The following is a 19,278-nucleotide window of genomic DNA, read 5'->3' as shown; positions in this document are numbered from 1 at the left end:
TTTCATTGTCCATTGATAAAATAAATGTGTTTGAAAGAGATAACGTTTTGAAAGGTTAACGGAGGTGCACGATATGTCTTCAGTAGTCGTAGTAGGTACGCAGTGGGGTGACGAAGGGAAAGGGAAAATTACCGATTTCCTTTCAGAAAATGCAGAGGTGATTGCCCGTTATCAAGGGGGAAACAATGCAGGTCACACAATCAAATTTGATGGAGTGACTTACAAGCTACACCTCATTCCGTCCGGTATTTTTTACAAAGAGAAAACTTGTGTCATCGGTAATGGAATGGTGGTTGATCCTAAAGCGTTGGTCACTGAGCTTGCGTATCTTCACGAACGGAATGTGAGTACAGATAACCTCAGAATCAGCAATAGAGCCCATGTCATTCTGCCTTATCACTTAAAATTGGACGAGGTAGAAGAAGAGCGGAAAGGGGCTAACAAGATCGGTACGACGAAAAAAGGAATCGGACCAGCTTATATGGACAAAGCTGCCCGCGTCGGAATCCGTATCGCAGATTTATTAGATCGTGAAGTATTTGAAGAGAAGCTTGCCCGTAATCTAGAAGAGAAAAATCGTCTTTTAGAGAAAATGTACGACACAGAAGGCTTCAAAATTGAAGATATTTTAGATGAGTATTATGAATATGGTCAGCAAGTGAAAAAATATGTCGTGGACACATCTGTTGTATTGAACGATGCTCTAGATGAAGGCCGCCGTGTTCTTTTTGAAGGGGCACAAGGCGTTATGCTTGATATCGATCAAGGGACATATCCGTTCGTGACGTCATCTAACCCAGTGGCTGGAGGCGTGACGATTGGTTCTGGTGTAGGTCCTACGAAAATTCAACATGTGGTCGGCGTATCAAAAGCTTACACAACTCGTGTAGGTGATGGCCCATTCCCGACAGAACTCCATGATGAAATTGGCGATCAAATCCGTGAAGTTGGCCGTGAATACGGTACGACAACTGGCCGCCCGCGCCGTGTTGGTTGGTTTGACAGTGTTGTTGTCCGTCATGCGCGCCGTGTGAGCGGAATTACAGATTTATCTCTTAACTCCATCGATGTACTAACAGGGATTGAGAAATTGAAAATCTGTGTTGCTTATAAATTGAACGGAGAAATCACTGAAGAATTCCCAGCAAGTCTAAATGAATTAGCGAAATGTGAACCTGTCTACGAAGAAATGCCAGGTTGGACAGAGGATATTACAGGCGTGAAGAATTTAAGTGAACTGCCTGCAAATGCCCGTCATTACTTAGAGCGCATTTCACAATTAACAGGTATTCCACTTTCTATTTTCTCAGTCGGACCAGACCGTTCCCAAACGAACGTTGTCCGCAGCGTGTACCGTCCATCATTATAGACTGATCAGACACCAGTAAAATTACACATTTTACTGGTGTTTTTTTTGTTTAAATATTCCTTAATTTCTACGGAACTGACTTCCCGATATTACCAAAATATGATAACTGTATAAAAGGGAAGGAGCGTTCTAGTGAAAGAAAGAATACGATTATTAGATATTTTACGAGGTTTTGCGATATTAGGTACATTGGGTACAAACGTCTGGTTTTTTGCATACGCAGGGGATACCTTTGCGACAGATCAGATTGCGGATGAATATGAAAATGGCAGTTTTCTTGAAAGTCTTGTCTCTATGTTCGTTTATGGCAAAATGCTATCGCTGCTCACAATCATGTTTGGCGTAGGGCTAGAGCTGAAATACCAGCAGGCGAAAAGAAAAAATATGACTTGGCCGGGTACATATTTATGGATTCTTTTATTTTTATTTATTGAAGGCTTTGTCCATTTTGCGCTAGTGATGGAATATGATGTGCTCATGAGTTACGCCATCACGGGTTTGCTTGTGGCATTTATTGTCCGTGGAGGAAGTCGGCGCATCAAAAAAGGCATGATTGTCTCGGGTGTCATTCATTTGTTGGTGACGGCTTTTCTCGTTGTATTTTCTTTCTCTGAATTGGAAACTGAATCCTATGACGGGAGCAGTGAACCAACGTACGAAGAACAACTGCCGGAGACATGGATATCTCAAGTTCAAGACCGATTACAGCACTTTTTGATGTACCGAGAAGAAGCGATCTTTATTATCCCAATGAATACCTTTTTGTTTTTATTAGGTGTGCGGATGATGAGAGCTGGTGTATTTTATGCAAATGAGCGTGGGCAATCTCTGCGGAAAATATTGTTCCGAATGGGTTTGTGGATTGGACTGCCGCTGAATGCGCTCGTCTTCGTACCAAATGACATAGTAGAATTCGTGGTGCGCTATGTGTTTTCGCCATTCCTCTCTATTTTCTATATTGCTGTCGTGGCGAAGCTTCTAGCACGGACGGAGTCATGGTTCATGTGGACTTGGTTTGAATATGTAGGGAAAATGGCGCTTAGCTGCTATATCCTGCAAAATGTCATCTGCTCGATCCTTTTTTACAGCTGGGGATTGGGTCTTGGCGGCCAAATCAACGCCCCCCTTATCGTCTTGTCATGGCTGTTGATCTCCCTGCTGCAAATCGCTATTTCAGCCCTTTGCTTACACGTCTGGCGAATTGGGCCAATGGAGTATATCCGATCACGGGCACTTCGCCGTGTGACAATGAAGAAAGCATCTTAAAGGGGAATAGATACAATGTTTTTCAAAAAAACGACGAAAAGAGAACAAGCCAATGCACAAAAAGCAGCAGGATCGGCGTTTGTCTTTTATCTTCTAGCATTAGGAGGACACGCGGTGTATGCGTTTTTCCAAGATGACAGACCACCCGTCACTTTTGTGATTTTAATGACAGGTCTCCTTGTGTTTTTCACCGCAGATTGGCTATACAATAAAAAACATTCATAAAAAAAGAAGCCCTCTGACGAGAGCTTCTCAGCGTGTAGACAAACCCTCGCATTCGTTGTCAGTCCTGCGTGCCGGTGCTCACGAATGTCAAATTCGCTCCGCGCCGGTACTCGTCTTTCCTAGACTTCAAAGGTTTTCAACTACGCTGAAAAGAAGACAAAGAGATAAAATAAAGTTCATTTTATCCCTTTGTCATCAATTGAAGAAGCCCTCTGACGAGGGCTTCTTTTTTATTTTAGGCTTTTATATTGGCCTTTTAAATTTTTGCGAATGTATTGAATGATTTTGCGCAGTTCGTTGGCATGCGGTCTGCCAAATGGACTTGTTTGTCTTTGCTGATAGAGGACTTGGCCTTTTTCATTTAATAAGAAATAAGCAGGTTCTCCGTGCACCCCATGATCTTCGTATGGGGCATCTTCCCCGTGATAGAAGACTTCATAGGCTTTCAATGATGTGAGGTCTTGGTCAGACATGATGGGGAAAGAAAGTCCCTCTTTGTCTGCAAATTCTTTCAAGTCTTCAGGGTTATCCGTTGAAATCGTCATTAAATGAATATCCTTTTCTTGAAAATAGGATTGCTGTTTTTCCAGCTCTTTTAATTCCTCGACACATACTGGGCACCATGATCCTCTAAAGAAAACGATAAGGTGCCAGCTTTGATGCTCCTCTAAATGTTTGTAAAAATCAATGTGATCGCCCTGCACTGTTGGCAGTGAAAAATCGGGCATTTTATCTCCTAATTTAAATGAACTCATCCTATGCTTCCTCCTTTTTCAATCATCATGCTGTTTGTTTCTTGTATAACCAATATTGGTCGGAATCAAACGTTTCTGTGTGCTGGATTGGGCAGTAACCATTGATTGAATGAAGGCGCTTTCGGATTTAGGCGATGTAACAGAAGATATCAAATCCGACACTTTTTTTAAAAAAATGTCGAAAAACGTATTGCCATATGTAATTACTCTATGATATTATAAATCTCGTTGTTGCAAAGGTCTCTGAAACTTGTTAAGATGCGATTTTCCAGCTTTTAAAGCGATTGGTTTGACGCAATACAGCTTCTTCAGATTCACTTTTCACAAACCGAGAGCCATTAGCTCAGTTGGTAGAGCATCTGACTTTTAATCAGAGGGTCGAAGGTTCGAGTCCTTCATGGCTCACCATGTTTTGGCCCGTTGGTCAAGCGGTTAAGACACCGCCCTTTCACGGCGGTAACACGGGTTCGAATCCCGTACGGGTCATTGATTTACTTTAGCGTTAAGCTAATTTTTCCTCACTTGCTTGAAGGAGCACCACGATTGCTTTTTCGGGCAAGTTACTGAGGTCCGGTAGTTCAGTTGGTTAGAATGCCTGCCTGTCACGCAGGAGGTCGCGGGTTCGAGTCCCGTCCGGACCGCCATTTATACATATTCATCTTTTGATGATGGCTCGGTAGCTCAGTTGGTAGAGCAACGGACTGAAAATCCGTGTGTCGGCGGTTCGATTCCGTCCCGAGCCACTTCCAAACGCATCTGCAATCGCAGGTGCGTTTTTATTATGAAAAGAAGGCATAAAAAGGGAGAAGCCGGACCTAGGTAGGGCCCGGCTCCATAAGAAGAAGACGTTACATGTATATAGACGTTTGGTGATTGGAAAAGTTTCAATAAAAAAGGGAAAAGTCATCAAATTTTTTTGGGCGGAGTTCTTCTATCCAACGTTTACTAGCAAAGAAAGCCGTTATTATTTTTATCTTTGCCTCGTAAAACGTTATAATAGACAGTGAGCCTTTTTTTCATAAATGAAGAAGGCGTAATGTGACATGCAAAATGGAATGACATAGATGCTAAAAATGCAGGAGGAAATCACAATGGAAAAAAAGATTCTTGTCGTAGATGATGAAAAGCCGATTGCGGATATATTGGAATTTAACTTAAGAAAAGAGGGCTACGAGGTTCATTGTGCGTATGACGGAAATGAAGCCCTTGAAATGGTAGAAGAAATTAAGCCAGACATCATTTTGCTCGACATTATGCTGCCGAACAAAGATGGCGTTGAAGTATGCCGTGAAGTGAGAAAGAAATATGATATGCCGATTATCATGCTGACAGCAAAAGACTCTGAAATCGATAAAGTCATTGGTCTTGAGCTTGGCGCGGACGATTATGTCACAAAGCCATTCAGTACACGCGAGCTGCTTGCACGTGTAAAAGCAAATTTAAGAAGACAGACGGCTGCTCCGCAATCAGAGGAAGAATCTGAATCAAATGATATCGAGATTGGTTCACTTGTGATCTACCCAGATGCGTATGTCGTGTCTAAGCGTGACGAAACGATTGAGTTAACGCATCGTGAGTTCGAATTGCTTCATTACTTAGCGAAACATATTGGACAAGTCATGACACGTGAGCACTTATTGCAAACGGTTTGGGGCTACGATTACTTCGGAGATGTCCGTACAGTAGACGTGACAGTCCGCCGTCTTCGTGAAAAAATTGAAGACAACCCTAGCCACCCGAGCTGGATCGTGACAAGACGAGGCGTCGGCTACTATTTAAGAAACCCAGAGCAGGACTAAGATTCTTATGAGTAAAGTAGGTTTTTTTCGCTCGATTCACTTTAAATTGACCTTGATTTATGTGCTGCTGATCATTGTCGCCATGCAGATCATTGGCGTGTACTTTGTGAAGCAGCTAGAGCAGTCCTTAATTAATTCATATGATAATTCCTTGAATCAGCGAATCTACTCGTTATCGTATTACCTAGAACAAGATTCATCGAAAAGCAAGGCAGAATTAAAAGAGGATGCTCAAAAGATCTTAAACGATTTTAACAACAAAGATGAGTCTAATGAAATTTCTGAAGTCAGCTATATTGACGAAAGCAGAGAGGTCATTGCCTCTGTGAATAACGGCAGTCAAGAGATTGCCGGGAAGAAAATCACAGATCAAATCATTAGCCGTATTTTCGCGGTTGGCAAAGACTACGAGAAAAAATTCTATGACCCAGAATCGAATAAACGAGTCCGCATATCAGCGACAGCCGTGAAAAATGAGAACCAAGAAACTGTTGGTGTCATTTATGTGGTCTCATCCATGGAAAGTGTTTTTAACCAAATGCGAACGATCAACACCATTTTGGCGACGGGTACACTCATCGCACTTGGGACGACTGCTCTACTTGGTATATTCATATTCAGAACCATTACACACCCAATTTCGGATATGAGAAAGCAAGCGATCGAGCTCGCCAAAGGGAACTTTTCCAGAAAGGTCCGAAAGTATGGACATGATGAGATTGGTCAACTAGCAACGACATTTAACCATCTGACGAGAGAGCTGGAGGAAGCGCAGCTGATGACAGAGGGTGAGAGGAAAAAGCTTTCTTCTGTTATCGCCTATATGACCGATGGCGTCATTGCCACGAATCAAAACGGGGCCATTATTCTATTAAACAGCCCGGCACTAGAGCTTTTGAATGTTTCACGTGAAACAGCTCTAGAGATGCCGATCACATCCTTGCTTGGCTTAGAAGATACTCATACATTTGAAGATTTAGTCGAAAATCAAGACTCCATGCTGCTAGAAATTGAACGCGAAGATCAGTTGTCTGTTTTGCGTGTCAATTTCTCAGTCATCCAGAAAGAGCATGGGAAGATTGATGGCTTGATTGCGGTCATTTATGACGTAACTGAGCAGGAAAAAATTGATGCGGAACGTCGTGAATTCGTGGCGAACGTATCGCATGAGCTGCGCACACCGCTTACGACGATGCGAAGCTATCTTGAGGCTCTCGCTGAAGGTGCGATTGGTGATAAAGAGCTTGCGCCAAGGTTCCTCAGTGTTACGCAAAATGAAACAGAGCGCATGATTAGACTTGTGAATGACCTGCTCCAGCTGTCTAAGTTCGACAGCAAGGATTATCAATTCAATCGTGAGTGGACGAATTTTATCAGGTTTATCTCGCTCGTCATTGATCGTTTTGAAATGACGAAGGAGCAGCATGTCGATTTCATCCGCAACTTGCCGCAGCGTGAAATATATGTGGAAATTGATCAAGATAAAATCACTCAGGTGCTCGATAATATCATTTCCAATGCTATGAAATACTCGCCAGAGGGTGGACACATTACGTTCACTGTCGATTTGGATGAGGAGCAAGGTCTTGTGTTATTCAGTGTCAAAGATGAAGGAATCGGTATTCCGAAGAAGGATATGGATAAAATCTTTGAACGTTTTTATCGAGTGGATAAGGCAAGAACAAGAAAACTTGGCGGAACCGGCCTAGGTCTTGCGATTGCAAAAGAAATGGTTCAGGCTCATGGCGGAGATATTTGGGCTGACAGCATTGAAGGAAAAGGAACAACGGTAACCTTTACCCTTCCGTACAATGAAGAACAAGAGGATGATTGGGATGAAGCGTGAGACCTTTAAAACCATTATATTGACAATCCTAATTGCGATCAGTCTTGTGTTTACATGGAATATTTGGATGTTCCAGCCCGTCATGCAGGATCAGGCGGATGCCGGCACACAGGTCGTGGAAACGAAGAAGATTTCAAGCGACGAGCCTCGGAGTCTCATTGATGTCGTGAAGCCGCGTGAGATGTTCATCCATTCCAATGGAGAGCATTTCAAAGTCGATCAAAAGGAACTCTTCCAAAACTTTTGGAATGATGTAAGCCTGTGGGATGTCAAAGAGATTGCCGATGTGTCGGACCAATATTCCGAGCAGAAATTTAAGAATTTCTTCTATGGACGCGAGGGGCAAGGCAAGACATTGGATCTTGTGTTCAATGATCCGATTCCGATTGATATTTTCCAAGCGCTGTTTAAATGGCCGAATAAATCCATTGAATACAACTCATTTGACCGGATGATTGTGCCGTTCGCTCAGCCGGATAAGGCCAATAAGAAAGTCTATTTGGTTTCATACAGCAAGGAATCGGTGCTTGAGCTGACGATTGAATCTGCCAACTATCGTAATCTGATGGATAGTATTGCAGCCGCTCAAAACGAGATGCCGCGCTATGACCTATATACTTTCTCTACAAATTCAAAACGAGATTTCCTTCTGCCGCAGAAGCAAAAGCAGCTTGAAGCGAAAATGTTCTTTATCGAAACGATTAAGACAAGCAAATTCAAGGACGCTTTGTTTACAGACCCAAGTCTAGTTGGGGAGGAGTCTAATTTAAACCGGACGGTGTATACAGATGGAACGAGTCGTCTTGAAGCAAATCAAAAAGACCACCGCATCCAATATCAGCATCGTAATATCAATTCTAGTACCGTATTCCAAACGGGAGATTTGATCAAGCGAAGCGTGAAATATTTCAATGATACCGGAAGTTTTACCGATAATTATCAATACTTCGGCATTAACAGCAACCAACAGCTGTCATTTAATATGTTTATGGATGGACTGCCGATCGTCAACAGCACAAAGCATCCATTTGGTATGACATCACTTGAAGTACAATGGGCGAATGATGACATCTTGAGTTATAAGCGTCCAAACTACATTCTTGGCAACAAAGCGAGTCAGAGTGAACAGGTCAAACTGATGAATGGGACAGAGCTGAAAAACTTGATCATCAAGCAGACGAAGTATGATGATTTAGAGAAAATTGAACAGATTTTCCCTGCCTATCAAGCGGCATCCACGGCATCAGATCAGGATCAAGCGATGTTTGTCTGGCTAGAGCCGGTATGGTGTATGAAATATAACGGAAAAACCGTCATTTTAACGAATGATTTGCTGACAGAGGGGAGCGAGAATCATGGAGTGGAATAAGACCAAAACGATCTTTATCCTAGCCTTTCTCGTTCTCGATATCTTTCTAGGTTTTCAATACTTTGAAAAGCGATCGACCGATCATTTTGCGATTATCGAAAAAACAGATACGCTGGAAGAAATGAAGGCAGACGGAATCAAATATGGCAATCTATCAGATGAAGCGAAGATTGGATACCGCATTACAGCTGAGAAAAAGCAATATACGAAAAAGGATGTCGACGGATTAGCTGATCAAAAGACGAAAAGCACATTCCCGAAAACCGAGAAAGATGATCCTGTCACCCTGCTTGAAATGACCTTCAATAAACCAGTTGCATTGCCGAAAAAAGATATGAAAACAGCAGCGACCAATCTTGTGAGCCAGCGTTTGCTGGATGGCAAGAATTATAAGCTCTGGAGCATCGATGAAGAAACAGGTGAAATCGTCTTTTTCCAAACGTATAAAGGAAAATACATCTTCCAAGAAGGTCTTGATGACACCGAAACCATCGGGAAGATCACATTGGATGTGAACGATCAAAACGAGGTCGTATCGTATCGGCAGTCGATGGTGACATCGATTAATGAAGTGAGAAAAGAAACCCTTGTCCCGGCGCTTGAAACGGTGAAGGACTTATATACACAAAATATGCTGAGCCAAAACACGACAGTGAAAAAAGTGGAGCTTGGCTACTACACGCAATACCCAGGTGCAAGCACTCAAGTCATGGTTCCTGTATGGCGAGTAGAGATTGAAGGCGTGGCAGCTGGTTCAAAGAAAAAGACAGAAGAAGAATATTTGATCAATGCCATTGATGGCTCAACCCTTGATCATATAGAGAAAGAAGACAAATCTTCATTGGAGTGAGAGAACATGAGCTTGCAGTTCAGTGTACTAGCGAGCGGAAGTACGGGGAACGCTTTTTATTTAGAAACAGACGAGCATGCTTTTTTAGTAGATGCGGGCTTAAGCGGCAAACAGATGGTGGAGCTGCTTGGTCAAATCGACCGAAAGCCAGAAGACTTGGACGGAATTTTTGTCACACACGAGCACTCAGATCATATTAAAGGACTCGGTGTGATGGCAAGAAAGTACAAGCTTCCTGTCTATGCAAATGCGAAAACATGGAAGGCGATGGAGTCACATATTGGGAAAGTGGATACGGAGCAGAAATTCCACTTTGATATGGAGACGGTTCAATCATTCGGCGGTCTCGATGTTGAATCATTTGGCGTATCACATGATGCGGCAGAGCCCATGTTTTACGTATTCCATTATGGCGGGCGTAAACTTGCCCTTATGACGGATACAGGCTATGTGAGTGACCGGATGAAAGGGATTATTAAATCAGCCAATACGTTCGTATTTGAGAGCAACCATGATGTCGGCATGCTGCAAATGGGGCGCTACCCATGGAGCATTAAACGCAGAATTTTGAGCGATGTCGGACACGTATCCAATGAAGATGCAGCTCTTGCTATGACAGACGTGATTGGAGATGCCACCTCACGCATTTATTTGGCCCACTTGAGTCAAGACAACAACATGAAGGACTTAGCCCGTATGGCGGTCCAGCAGACGCTTGAAATGAAGGGCTTTGTTGTAGGGGACGGCTTTGATTTATATGATACGGACCCTAAAAAAGCAACCCCGCTTTGCGCCGTATGATTTTTACAATCGTATGATTAAGATAAGAGCTTCTTACCAACACTATATACATCATCTATTCACTGAAAGGAAGGAAACATAGTGGATTATCGCGATGTAGAGTGGAAGCCGAGACGAAGCAGAAAAGGATATTTCCTATCTGGTCTGATCGGTGTATTGGTAGGAGCTTTTTTAATGGGATTCTTTTTCCCCTATGTGTCTGGACAAAACGGCAGCCCCTTTGGCTGGCAGTCAGCTGGAGATCAGCAGGCATCAGAGGGCCCTTTAAAGACCGTCAATGTGAACGTGAATGATGCGGTCACAAAAGTGGTATCGAGTATGTCAGATACAGTTGTCGGCGTCATTAACATTCAAAAGTCGAGCTTCTGGGAAGAAGGCGGTGAAGCAGGCAGCGGGTCAGGTGTGATTTATAAAAAAAAGGGTGACACCTTTTATATCGTGACCAACCATCATGTCATCAAAGGCGCAAACCAGCTTGAAGTGAGCCTTCAGGACGGGACAAGGATCGGGGCAAATCTTGTCGGCAGTGATCAGCTGATGGATTTAGCGGTCCTCACGGTCAAAAGTGATAAGATCAAGAAAACCGCCGCCTTCGGCAATTCAGACCATGTCAAACCAGGTGAGCCTGTCATCGCCATTGGAAATCCATTAGGCCTTGAATTTGCTGGCTCCGTCACACAAGGTGTGATTTCTGGAACGGAGCGTGCGATCCCTGTTGATTCTAATGGGGACGGACAGACGGATTGGAATGCGGAAGTTTTGCAAACGGATGCCGCCATTAATCCTGGGAACAGCGGCGGAGCCTTGATTAATATGGACGGCAAAGTGATCGGCATCAATTCAATGAAGATTGCTGAGTCAGAGGTGGAAGGGATTGGGCTGTCTATTCCTGCGAATCTGGTGATCCCTGTCATAGAGGATTTAGAGCGCTATGGAGAGGTGAAGCGTCCGTACCTTGGTGTTGGGATGAAATCACTAGCAGATATTGCGAGCTATCATTGGCAGGAAACGTTAAAACTGCCATCAAAGGTCACAACTGGAGTCGTCGTGATGAGTGTCGAGCCTTTGTCTCCAGCAGGGAAAGCAGGGTTAAAAGAGCTGGATGTCGTGACGTCGTTTGACGGCAAGGAAGTACAAAATATCGTCGATCTGCGTAAATATCTTTATCAGAAGAAAGTAGGCGACAAGGTAAAGGTGCAATTTTACCGAAGCGGAAAGAAAAAATCAGTCGAGATCAAACTCTCCCAAACCGATCAGTTCGGTGGCTAGCCAGTTCCTATAAGGGACTGGCTTTTTTTATATGCCCGGCATATGATAAAGAAAAGGGGGAGATACGATTGGTCACATTACAGCCAATGTCACAAACGGATTATGACGTCTTGATAGCGGCAGCCATTAAGAGGTACGCAGGAGAAAAGGTACTCGCAGGGACATGGGATCAGGAAGAAGCGCAAAAGAACGCAGAGGAACAATTTGACCGGTTGCTTCCTGAAGGCCTTCAGACAGAGGATCATGAGTTGTGGAACATCTTACATGGAGAAGAAGCCATTGGATGGGTATGGCTTTGCTATGACCGAGATCATCCTCAGCATGAAGGATTTATTTATAATTTTATTTTGTTTGAAGCGTATCGAGGAAAAGGATTGGCAAAACAGGCCATGACGGCATTAGAAGAGCAGGCAAAGTCATTAGGTGTGAAGAAACTATCGCTGCATGTCTTTGCCCATAATCAAATCGCCCGCTCACTTTATGAGAAAACGGGATTTGCTGAGACTGGGATTTACATGAGCAAGCCTTTATAAAAAAAGAGAAGTACCGTGCAGTGAGCGTACGGTACTTTTTACGTGGACATGATGGCATCTTGCGCCGTGACTCGGTATAGATCGACTTTGCATTTCACAAACGCACGGATGATGGCTGGGACTTGAGCTTCTGAACGAATCAACAATGAGGTCTCGTCATCTCTGATCACAAGGTCTGTTCCCACACTTTGTAAGTACTGCGTGAGAACAGGCTTCACCTCATCATCAATCCATGCATGCTTGAAGGTGGCACGAATGGTTGAGGACGTGATGGTTTTCTCTTGAGGATGAGTACTTGAGGACACGATTTTTCCTTCAGATATGAAAGCTGTTTTGGTACAAATAGGCTGGGTGAACCTTGGCTCGTCTGCTGTTAAAAAGACAGTTTTTCCTTCAAATTTTAACGATTCAATCACCCGCTGGATATGTAAGATAGAATCTGCATCAATATCCGCAAAAGGCTCATCAAGTAAAATAAAGTCAGGCTGATGAGCGATGGCCTGAGCCATTCCGAGCCGCTTCTTCATCCCAGGTGTAAAGGCACCGACTTTCTCTTGATGATAACGATGTAAGCCAACAAATTCGAGTAATTCTTCATAATAGCTCGTTTTCTGGCGAGTACCCGTAATTTTCGATAAATAGGCAATATGCTCAATAGCAGTCAGCCCTTCATATAAATCTGTATATTCAGGCAGAACACCGATATGATGACGTACTTTTTTTAACGACGTCATGTTCATCATGATAAACGTGCCAGAGGTGGGGCGGGAGATCCCTGTAATGATATTAAAAAAGGTTGTCTTACCAGCACCCTTCGGTCCAATGAGGCCGAAGATATCCCCTTGATGGATATCAAGATCAATATGATTTATTGCGACTTTTGTCCGATATTTTTTTGTCAGCCCTTTTGTGTGAAGCACTTAGACATCCCTCCTCTGAAACAGTAGTGCCGTTCCAACGAGTAAGACAACAGTCAATGCGGCATTCATCAGCACATAGGTCAGCGGTTCACTCCAGCGCGCATAATAATAAGGAGTCACGTATTGGAACCAGTGAATCAACCGTTCTGAAGAAAGAACAGACATCATGCTCATGATTGGAAATAGAAAGGAAAACAACATGCCAACAAACATCGATTTCTGTGGTGTTGGAAAGAGCATGGACAAAAACAAAGCACAGGAGATGCCGACACTGATAAACGTTAATATTTTTAAGGCATCAGAGAACAGAAAACGATGTGAAATCACCATATTTAATATATATGTGGTCATAATGCAACTGAGCCAAAACAGCATCAGCCCAAGATATTTCCCGATGACAATGTTTAAACGGGTCGTTTTGCTGACGAGAAAACGAATGGTTTTCAAATGAATTTCGCGGCTCAAAATATCATGAGATAATAAAAAAATAAGGAAGAAACCAAATAACGAAATCACTAGTTCATTCCCAATGGAATAAGGGTCCTTTGCCTGTTCCCACTTCCCTTGATAAGCAGCTATAAATGGAAGACTTGATACAAAAGTAGATAAAATGAAAATAATAACAATTGTTAAGATGGATTTTGTGCTTTTGAAGAGCTGCTTAAATTCATTCATACAGATGGTCCACACACACTGTACCTCCCTTCATCTTTATTATACCGCTAGAAAAGAAAGACACCATATCTCGCTCTTTAACATTTGCTTAAATTTTATAAAAAAGAAGACTCTTCCAGAACAGTTAACTCATTTTTAAAAATGTTCAGAAAAATATCTTGATTTATTAAAAAACATCATGTATGATAGCTTTAATTCAAGATAGTTAAACAGGCAATGACGAGAGAAAGTACAATCATCAATTTTTCCACAGAGAGCTTCGGCAGCTGAAAAGAAGCAAAAATAATGATTCGAAAAATGGTCTCTGAGCCTCGTGCTGAACATATCCATGATATTAGTAGGTGACGACGAGAGTTGGTACTCGTTATCAAAACCACAGTATATGAGCCAAATTGGAGCTTTGTACTTGTAGAGGCTGTTTAGCGCGAGCAAACAGTAAATAAAGGTGGTACCACGAGACAAATACCTCGTCCTTATGATTCATAGATAAGGATGGGGTATTTTTTATTGTCCACTTTTTTTCATACAAATGTTCAAATGTTCCACGTGAAACACCACAACCATTTTTTCAAATGAAAGGGAGATTAACATGAGTGAACATGCATTGGTTTTACAATCAGATTTCGGTATTGATGATGGAGCGGTCAGCGCAATGTACGGCGTAGCCAATACAGTGAGAAGCGGCATCCGCATTTTTGATTTAACTCACAACATTCCCCAATATGACATTTGGGAAGCTTCTTATCGCTTGCTTCAGACGGTTACATATTGGCCGGAAGAAACGGTATTTGTCTCCGTTGTTGATCCAGGCGTTGGATCAGAGCGAAAGAGCCTTGTCGTCAAAACAACAAGCTCACACTACATCATCACACCTGATAATGGGACACTTACGCATGTCGCACAGGATATTGGCATCGTGGAGGCTCGGTATTTAGATGAAACCATCAACCGTCTGCCGAAGTCAGGAAAATCACATACATTCCATGGTAGAGACATTTACGCCTATACAGGCGCGAGAATTGCTTCAGGTGTGATTTCTTTTGAAGAGGTCGGGCCAAAGGCGAATATAGAGGACATTATTCACCTTCCAGTCGTACAAGCTTATGCGGAAGAAGAAGTGATCACAGGGACGATTGATATTTTAGATGTGCGGTTCGGAAACCTATGGACAAACATTCATCATACGTTATTTGAACAGCTTTCAATCAATTATGGGGATGCAATAGAAGTTACCATTGCCAACGGGCCAAAAAATGTGTATAAAAATATCATGACCTATGGACGATCTTTTGCCGATTTAAAGGTAGGCGAACCACTCGTATATGTCAATTCACTCGATCATTTAGGCGTGGCGATCAATCAAGGGTCATTTGCAAAGGCTTATAACATCGGTACAGGCACAGGCTGGCGCCTTTCGATTCGCAAAGCTCCGCGCATTATATACGAATAAGAGGAGGAAACATCATGGCAGGTAAACAACTTTCAACGAAAACTGTCGTTGCCATCGGGATTGGCGCAGCCGTCTTTGTCATTTTAGGACGCTTCGTCTCCATTCCAACTGGGATTCCGAATACACAAATTGAAACATCGTACGCGTTCCTTGCATTAATGGCCGTGCTATTTGGTCCTATTGCAGGCGCATTGATTGGATTTATTGGTCATCTCATTAAAGATGCCACCACATTTGGACCTTGGTGGAGCTGGATTATCGTTTCGGGTGTTGTTGGTTTATTGATCGGCCTCATTTCGAACCGTTTAAAAGTAGAAGAGGGCGACTTTGGCTGGAAAAAAATCACGCTCTTCAACGCCCTCCAAGCCGGCGCACAAGCATTAGGCTGGTTTGTCATTGCGCCGGTACTCGACATTGTGATCTATGCAGAACCTGCAAATAAAGTGTTCGTTCAAGGCATCGTGGCAGGAATCTCAAACATCATCACAGTTGGTGTACTAGGAACCATCATCATTGCGGCTTATGCGAAAACGAGAAGCAAAAGTGGCAGTCTATCGAAAGAAACATCATGAAGCAAGGTGGAACACATAAATGAAGAAACCGATGATTCAATTCGAACATTTCGGATTCCAATATCGCAGTCAAGCAGAACCGACATTGAAAGATATCAACCTGACCATCTATGAAGGTGAAAAAGTCCTCATCGCAGGCCCGTCTGGATCGGGAAAAAGCACACTAGCCCATTGCATCAATGGGCTAGTTCCTGCGTCTTATAAAGGTTCTATGGAAGGAAGTCTTCACATCGGCGGGAAAAATGCAGAAAAGGAGAACATTTTCTCCCTCTCACAGCTTGTCGGAACGGTGCTTCAGGACCCTGATGGACAATTCATCGGGCTGACCGTTGGAGAAGATATCGCGTTCACACTAGAAAACGATCAAGTCACACGCGAAGAAATGAAAACACGTGTCGAGAAAGCGGCAAAATTAACAGAGGTAGACGGCAAACTGGCATCATCCGTGCATGAGCTGTCAGGCGGTCAAAAACAACGTGTCGCTATCGCAGGCGTACTTGTCAACGATGTCGACATTTTGCTGTTTGATGAACCACTGGCAAGCCTTGATCCCGCAACAGGTAAAGAAGTGATCGACCTCATTGACCGTCTGCAAAAAGAAACGAAAAAAACGGTCGTGATGGTGGAACATCGATTGGAAGACGTCCTCTTCCGCCATGTCGACCGCATCATCGTTGTCAATGACGGCACGATTGCAGCGGATATGACACCAGATGAATTGCTCGCCTCAAATGTATTAGAAGCGGCATATTTACGTGAGCCTTTATATGTGAGAGCGATGAAATATGCAGGCATTCCGATTGCAGCAGGAGATCAGATCGCTGATTTACAGCATCTCACCTTAAATGACGAGGCAAAAGAGAAAATCGAGCAATGGATGGAAGCATCTGAGCCATCAGTCGAGCAGAATGAATCGCCGGATTTACTAGAAGTGCGTGAGCTGAGCTTTGATTATCCGACAAGACCAAACACGCTGAGCAACATCTCTTTTACCGTCAAAAAAGGAGAAATGATCAGCATCGCCGGTGCCAATGGCGCAGGCAAGACGACACTATCCAAGGTGCTCTGCGCATTTGAAAAGCCAACAAAAGGGACAATCCTTTTAAATGGCGATGACATCACAGGAGACACCATCAAACAGCGCTCCGAACGAATCGGTGTCGTCATGCAAAACCCAAATCAAATGATTTCGAAACAAATGATTTTTGATGAAGTCGCACTAGGTCTCGTTTTAAGAGGCGTAAAGGAAGACGACATCAAGGAACGTGTAGAGCGGGTTTTAAAAGTATGCGGGCTGTATCCATTTCGGAACTGGCCGATCTCAGCCCTCAGCTTTGGACAGAAAAAGCGCGTCACCATTGCATCCATTCTTGTGTTAGAGCCAGAAATCATCATTTTAGATGAGCCAACGGCCGGTCAAGATTTTAGACATTACACAGAGATGATGACGTTTTTAGAGCAATTAAATCAGCAGGGCGTCACGATTTTGATGATCACCCATGATATGCATCTCATGCTCGAATACACGACAAGAACCATCGTCATTTCAGATGGAGAAAAAATCGCAGATGATACACCAGCCAAAGTGCTGACAGATCAGCTGCTAGTCCAAAAGGCGAGCTTAAAAGAAACGTCGCTCTATGAACTGGCGCTAAAAGCAGACTGGCCAAATCCAAATGAACTCGTGGATCGCTTCATTGAGGTTGACAGAAAGGAACGAATGACATGGCTGTAGACATGCTGTCTTATATCGATCGCCCGTCGCCAATTCACCGGCTGACAGGGGCAACCAAACTCATTTGCTTTATCCTCTGGTCATCCGCAGCGATGCTCACGTATGATACAGGCGTATTAGTGTTTATGCTAGTTGCCAGTATCGTGTTCTTTCAACTGTCGAATGTGCGATTTCGTGATATCTCTTTCGTAGTGATTGTCTTGGCGATTTTTCTTGTGATCAACAACATCGCCATTTACATCTTTGCTCCCCAGCAAGGTGTCGCCATCTACGGAGCAAAGCACGAGCTATTTCATATTGCAGGCTGGTACAACGTCACACTTGAACAGCTTTTCTATCAATTGAACATTACACTGAAATACGTGACCGTGATGCCAGCGGCACTATTGTTTATTGTCACAACAAATCCAAGTGAATTCGCCTCATCGCTCAGCAGAATCGGGGTCAGCTACCGGATTTCGTATGCTGTAGCGATTGCTCTGCGCTATATTCCAGATATTCAGCGAGATTTTCGTACGATCGCGATTTCTCAGCAAGCAAGAGGCATTGATTTATCGAAGAATGAAAAACTGGGAAAACGAATTAAAAATGCGCTGTCGATTGTAATGCCGCTGATTTTCTCCAGCCTAGAGCGGATTGAAACGATCAGCAATGCGATGGAACTGCGCGGGTTTGGAAAGCATAAAAAGCGCACATGGTTTACGGCGAAAGACTTTCAAAAAGCAGATTATGCGGCGTTAATCTTTGTTGGAGCGGTATTGATTGTGTCGCTAGTGATTACATTTGTTAGAGGAACGAGATTTTACAATCCGTTTTGATAGAAGGAAGCCTTCACAGGAGTGGAGGCTTTTTTATTTGGTTTGTGGATAAAAGGTGTGGAAAATGGTAAAAGACTATTAACATGTGAATAAATCGGTTATATTGAACAATGAGCGAAACACTTGTGAATAACGAGACAACATATTGGAGGAATTAGAAACTTATGAACAAATCACTTTATGCTTGTGCAGAACACATAGAAACCGTATTAGACATGTACATAGATGATCACGAAACGCCGCCAGAATTCAGAAAAATCGAACATACACACAGCTTATCCACAACCTGTGAATTGTGCGATGAACCTGCAATATATATAGTGGGGAACGAATGATCGGACACAAAATACACAAATTTTATCCACAATTGTTGATAACTTATATGAATAACTTGTTCTTAAGGTGGGGATGACCTGTGAATATATCAATTATCACAGTAGGAAAATTAAAAGAGAAATATTTAAAGCAAGGCATAGCCGAATACACAAAACGGTTACAGGCATACGCAAAAATCGAGATCATTGAGCTCGCAGACGAAAAAGCACCCGAGAATCTCAGCGAGCAAGACATGAAAATCATCAAAGACAAAGAAGGCGAACGCATCCTAAGCAAAATCAACCCAGACGCCCACGTCATCGCCCTCGCCATCGAAGGAAAAATGAAAACTTCCGAAGAATTAGCCGATACAATAGATAAGCTGGCAACATACGGAAAAAGTAAGGTGTGTTTTGTCATAGGCGGATCCCTTGGGTTAAGCGATGCTGTGATGCAGCGGGCGAATGAGAAGCTGTCGTTTTCGAAGATGACGTTCCCGCATCAGTTGATGAGATTGTTGTTGGTCGAGCAGATTTATCGGGCGTTTCGGATTGTTCGGGGGGAGCCTTATCATAAGTAGATAAAATCTATTTATAACTTTTCATCTATTTGTAAACCTAAGGAAAAACTATTACCTAAAATTTATTTATTTTAGTTATTTGCTATAATTAGTATAAATATTGCTGCGAAACGGGGTTTAATAGATGAATA

Annotated in this window: 19 protein-coding genes, 4 tRNA genes and 1 other annotated feature; of the genes, 20 read left to right on the top strand and 3 right to left on the bottom strand. The window is 43.0% G+C overall.

Translation table 11 applies throughout. From position 1 onward, the window contains the following. The first annotated feature begins 73 nt into the window (after nt 1-73). From V7L95_RS07040 to V7L95_RS07030, 3 genes are all read left to right on the top strand, one after another. Nucleotides 74-1,369, top strand: a complete 1,296-nt coding sequence (locus tag V7L95_RS07040; RefSeq protein WP_007497400.1) for an adenylosuccinate synthase — start codon at nt 74-76, stop codon at nt 1,367-1,369. Between the two features lie 132 nt (nt 1,370-1,501). After that, on the top strand, nt 1,502-2,635 hold the full coding sequence (locus V7L95_RS07035; RefSeq protein ID WP_017359897.1) for a DUF418 domain-containing protein: 1,134 nt from the start codon (nt 1,502-1,504) through the stop codon (nt 2,633-2,635). A 15-nt stretch (nt 2,636-2,650) separates the two neighbouring features. Then, nucleotides 2,651-2,860 carry a hypothetical protein gene (locus V7L95_RS07030; protein ID WP_017359898.1) on the top strand — a complete coding sequence of 70 codons (210 nt, stop codon included), beginning with the start codon at nt 2,651-2,653 and terminating at the stop codon, nt 2,858-2,860. A gap of 230 nt (nt 2,861-3,090) precedes the next feature. Here V7L95_RS07030 and V7L95_RS07025 read toward each other — a convergent pair whose 3' ends face one another. Further along, entirely contained in the window at nt 3,091-3,615 is a 525-nt protein-coding gene (locus V7L95_RS07025; protein ID WP_017359899.1) for a redoxin domain-containing protein, read from the bottom strand. Between the two features lie 332 nt (nt 3,616-3,947). On the opposite strand from V7L95_RS07025, the gene V7L95_RS07020 reads away from it, so the two are divergent. From V7L95_RS07020 to V7L95_RS06970, 11 genes are all read left to right on the top strand, one after another. Further along, nucleotides 3,948-4,023 (top strand) — tRNA-Lys (locus V7L95_RS07020). Nucleotides 4,024-4,029: 6 nt separating this feature from the next. After that, a tRNA-Glu gene (locus V7L95_RS07015) sits at nt 4,030-4,101 on the top strand. A gap of 81 nt (nt 4,102-4,182) precedes the next feature. Beyond that, nucleotides 4,183-4,259 (top strand) — tRNA-Asp (locus tag V7L95_RS07010). 26 nt (nt 4,260-4,285) lie between these two features. Beyond that, nucleotides 4,286-4,358 (top strand) — tRNA-Phe (locus tag V7L95_RS07005). A 348-nt stretch (nt 4,359-4,706) separates the two neighbouring features. Continuing rightward, the gene (gene yycF, locus V7L95_RS07000; RefSeq protein ID WP_017359978.1) at nt 4,707-5,414 is read left to right on the top strand and encodes a response regulator YycF; all 708 of its coding nucleotides are present in this window, start codon (nt 4,707-4,709) and stop codon (nt 5,412-5,414) included. 7 nt (nt 5,415-5,421) lie between these two features. After that, nucleotides 5,422-7,260, top strand: a complete 1,839-nt coding sequence (gene walK / locus V7L95_RS06995) for a cell wall metabolism sensor histidine kinase WalK (RefSeq protein ID WP_017359977.1) — start codon at nt 5,422-5,424, stop codon at nt 7,258-7,260. Then, nucleotides 7,250-8,629, top strand: coding sequence for a two-component system activity regulator YycH (gene yycH / locus V7L95_RS06990; protein ID WP_340968635.1), 1,380 nt, complete (start codon nt 7,250-7,252; stop codon nt 8,627-8,629). The genes walK and yycH overlap by 11 nt, the downstream gene beginning before the upstream one ends. Beyond that, nucleotides 8,616-9,479: a two-component system regulatory protein YycI gene (gene yycI / locus V7L95_RS06985; protein WP_017368442.1), complete on the top strand. Its 864-nt coding sequence runs from the start codon at nt 8,616-8,618 to the stop codon at nt 9,477-9,479. The genes yycH and yycI overlap by 14 nt, the downstream gene beginning before the upstream one ends. A 6-nt stretch (nt 9,480-9,485) precedes the next feature. Further along, nucleotides 9,486-10,280 (top strand): MBL fold metallo-hydrolase, encoded by a 795-nt coding sequence (locus V7L95_RS06980; RefSeq protein ID WP_007497388.1) that lies wholly within the window; start codon nt 9,486-9,488, stop codon nt 10,278-10,280. A gap of 81 nt (nt 10,281-10,361) precedes the next feature. Continuing rightward, nucleotides 10,362-11,549 carry a S1C family serine protease gene (locus V7L95_RS06975; protein ID WP_058214371.1) on the top strand — a complete coding sequence of 396 codons (1,188 nt, stop codon included), beginning with the start codon at nt 10,362-10,364 and terminating at the stop codon, nt 11,547-11,549. A 68-nt stretch (nt 11,550-11,617) separates the two neighbouring features. Then, nucleotides 11,618-12,082: a GNAT family N-acetyltransferase gene (locus V7L95_RS06970; protein WP_058214372.1), complete on the top strand. Its 465-nt coding sequence runs from the start codon at nt 11,618-11,620 to the stop codon at nt 12,080-12,082. Nucleotides 12,083-12,120: 38 nt separating this feature from the next. Here the strand turns inward: V7L95_RS06970 and V7L95_RS06965 are convergent, their stop codons facing one another. After that, on the bottom strand, nt 12,121-13,002 hold the full coding sequence (locus V7L95_RS06965; RefSeq protein WP_206115894.1) for an ABC transporter ATP-binding protein: 882 nt from the start codon (nt 13,000-13,002) through the stop codon (nt 12,121-12,123). Beyond that, a complete protein-coding gene (locus V7L95_RS06960) occupies nt 13,003-13,692 on the bottom strand; it encodes an ABC transporter permease subunit (protein WP_008347476.1) in 690 nt (229 codons plus the stop codon). It lies immediately after the preceding gene. 192 nt (nt 13,693-13,884) lie between these two features. Continuing rightward, nucleotides 13,885-14,155: a binding site (T-box leader), on the top strand. Nucleotides 14,156-14,266: 111 nt separating this feature from the next. Between V7L95_RS06960 and V7L95_RS06955 the strand changes: the two genes are divergently transcribed. The 6 genes from V7L95_RS06955 (at nt 14,267) to rlmH (ending at nt 19,147) form a co-directional block, all read left to right on the top strand. Then, nucleotides 14,267-15,127 carry an S-adenosyl-l-methionine hydroxide adenosyltransferase family protein gene (locus V7L95_RS06955; protein WP_017368438.1) on the top strand — a complete coding sequence of 287 codons (861 nt, stop codon included), beginning with the start codon at nt 14,267-14,269 and terminating at the stop codon, nt 15,125-15,127. A 14-nt stretch (nt 15,128-15,141) separates the two neighbouring features. Then, a complete protein-coding gene (locus V7L95_RS06950; protein ID WP_340968626.1) occupies nt 15,142-15,699 on the top strand; it encodes an ECF-type riboflavin transporter substrate-binding protein in 558 nt (185 codons plus the stop codon). Between the two features lie 19 nt (nt 15,700-15,718). After that, nucleotides 15,719-17,434: an ABC transporter ATP-binding protein gene (locus V7L95_RS06945; RefSeq protein ID WP_340968623.1), complete on the top strand. Its 1,716-nt coding sequence runs from the start codon at nt 15,719-15,721 to the stop codon at nt 17,432-17,434. After that, on the top strand, nt 17,425-18,252 hold the full coding sequence (locus V7L95_RS06940) for an energy-coupling factor transporter transmembrane component T (RefSeq protein WP_041092085.1): 828 nt from the start codon (nt 17,425-17,427) through the stop codon (nt 18,250-18,252). The genes V7L95_RS06945 and V7L95_RS06940 overlap by 10 nt, the downstream gene beginning before the upstream one ends. A gap of 164 nt (nt 18,253-18,416) precedes the next feature. Beyond that, the gene (locus tag V7L95_RS06935; RefSeq protein ID WP_008360116.1) at nt 18,417-18,587 is read left to right on the top strand and encodes a CxxH/CxxC protein; all 171 of its coding nucleotides are present in this window, start codon (nt 18,417-18,419) and stop codon (nt 18,585-18,587) included. Nucleotides 18,588-18,667: 80 nt separating this feature from the next. Next, nucleotides 18,668-19,147 carry a 23S rRNA (pseudouridine(1915)-N(3))-methyltransferase RlmH gene (gene rlmH / locus V7L95_RS06930; RefSeq protein ID WP_025208313.1) on the top strand — a complete coding sequence of 160 codons (480 nt, stop codon included), beginning with the start codon at nt 18,668-18,670 and terminating at the stop codon, nt 19,145-19,147. Nucleotides 19,148-19,278: the final 131 nt, after the last annotated feature.

It is taken from the genome of Bacillus sp. PPSBB_11 (assembly GCF_038023285.1).
Lineage (GTDB): Bacteria > Bacillota > Bacilli > Bacillales > Bacillaceae > Bacillus > Bacillus altitudinis.
This window is presented reverse-complemented; position numbering and strand designations above follow the sequence as displayed.

What these genes read in the sequence shown, in the direction of transcription:
- walK (WP_017359977.1), top strand. Translation starts at nt 5,422, where the DNA reads ATGAGTAAAGTAGGTTTTTTTCGCTCGATTCACTTTAAATTGACCTTG.
- V7L95_RS06955 (WP_017368438.1), top strand. Translation starts at nt 14,267, where the DNA reads ATGAGTGAACATGCATTGGTTTTACAATCAGATTTCGGTATTGATGAT.
- V7L95_RS06935 (WP_008360116.1), top strand. Translation starts at nt 18,417, where the DNA reads ATGAACAAATCACTTTATGCTTGTGCAGAACACATAGAAACCGTATTA.
- V7L95_RS06980 (WP_007497388.1), top strand. Translation starts at nt 9,486, where the DNA reads ATGAGCTTGCAGTTCAGTGTACTAGCGAGCGGAAGTACGGGGAACGCT.
- V7L95_RS06950 (WP_340968626.1), top strand. Translation starts at nt 15,142, where the DNA reads ATGGCAGGTAAACAACTTTCAACGAAAACTGTCGTTGCCATCGGGATT.
- V7L95_RS06940 (WP_041092085.1), top strand. Translation starts at nt 17,425, where the DNA reads ATGGCTGTAGACATGCTGTCTTATATCGATCGCCCGTCGCCAATTCAC.
- V7L95_RS06945 (WP_340968623.1), top strand. Translation starts at nt 15,719, where the DNA reads ATGAAGAAACCGATGATTCAATTCGAACATTTCGGATTCCAATATCGC.
- yycF (WP_017359978.1), top strand. Translation starts at nt 4,707, where the DNA reads ATGGAAAAAAAGATTCTTGTCGTAGATGATGAAAAGCCGATTGCGGAT.
- V7L95_RS07025 (WP_017359899.1), bottom strand. Translation starts at nt 3,615, where the DNA reads ATGAGTTCATTTAAATTAGGAGATAAAATGCCCGATTTTTCACTGCCA.
- V7L95_RS07030 (WP_017359898.1), top strand. Translation starts at nt 2,651, where the DNA reads ATGTTTTTCAAAAAAACGACGAAAAGAGAACAAGCCAATGCACAAAAA.
- yycI (WP_017368442.1), top strand. Translation starts at nt 8,616, where the DNA reads ATGGAGTGGAATAAGACCAAAACGATCTTTATCCTAGCCTTTCTCGTT.
- yycH (WP_340968635.1), top strand. Translation starts at nt 7,250, where the DNA reads ATGAAGCGTGAGACCTTTAAAACCATTATATTGACAATCCTAATTGCG.
- V7L95_RS07040 (WP_007497400.1), top strand. Translation starts at nt 74, where the DNA reads ATGTCTTCAGTAGTCGTAGTAGGTACGCAGTGGGGTGACGAAGGGAAA.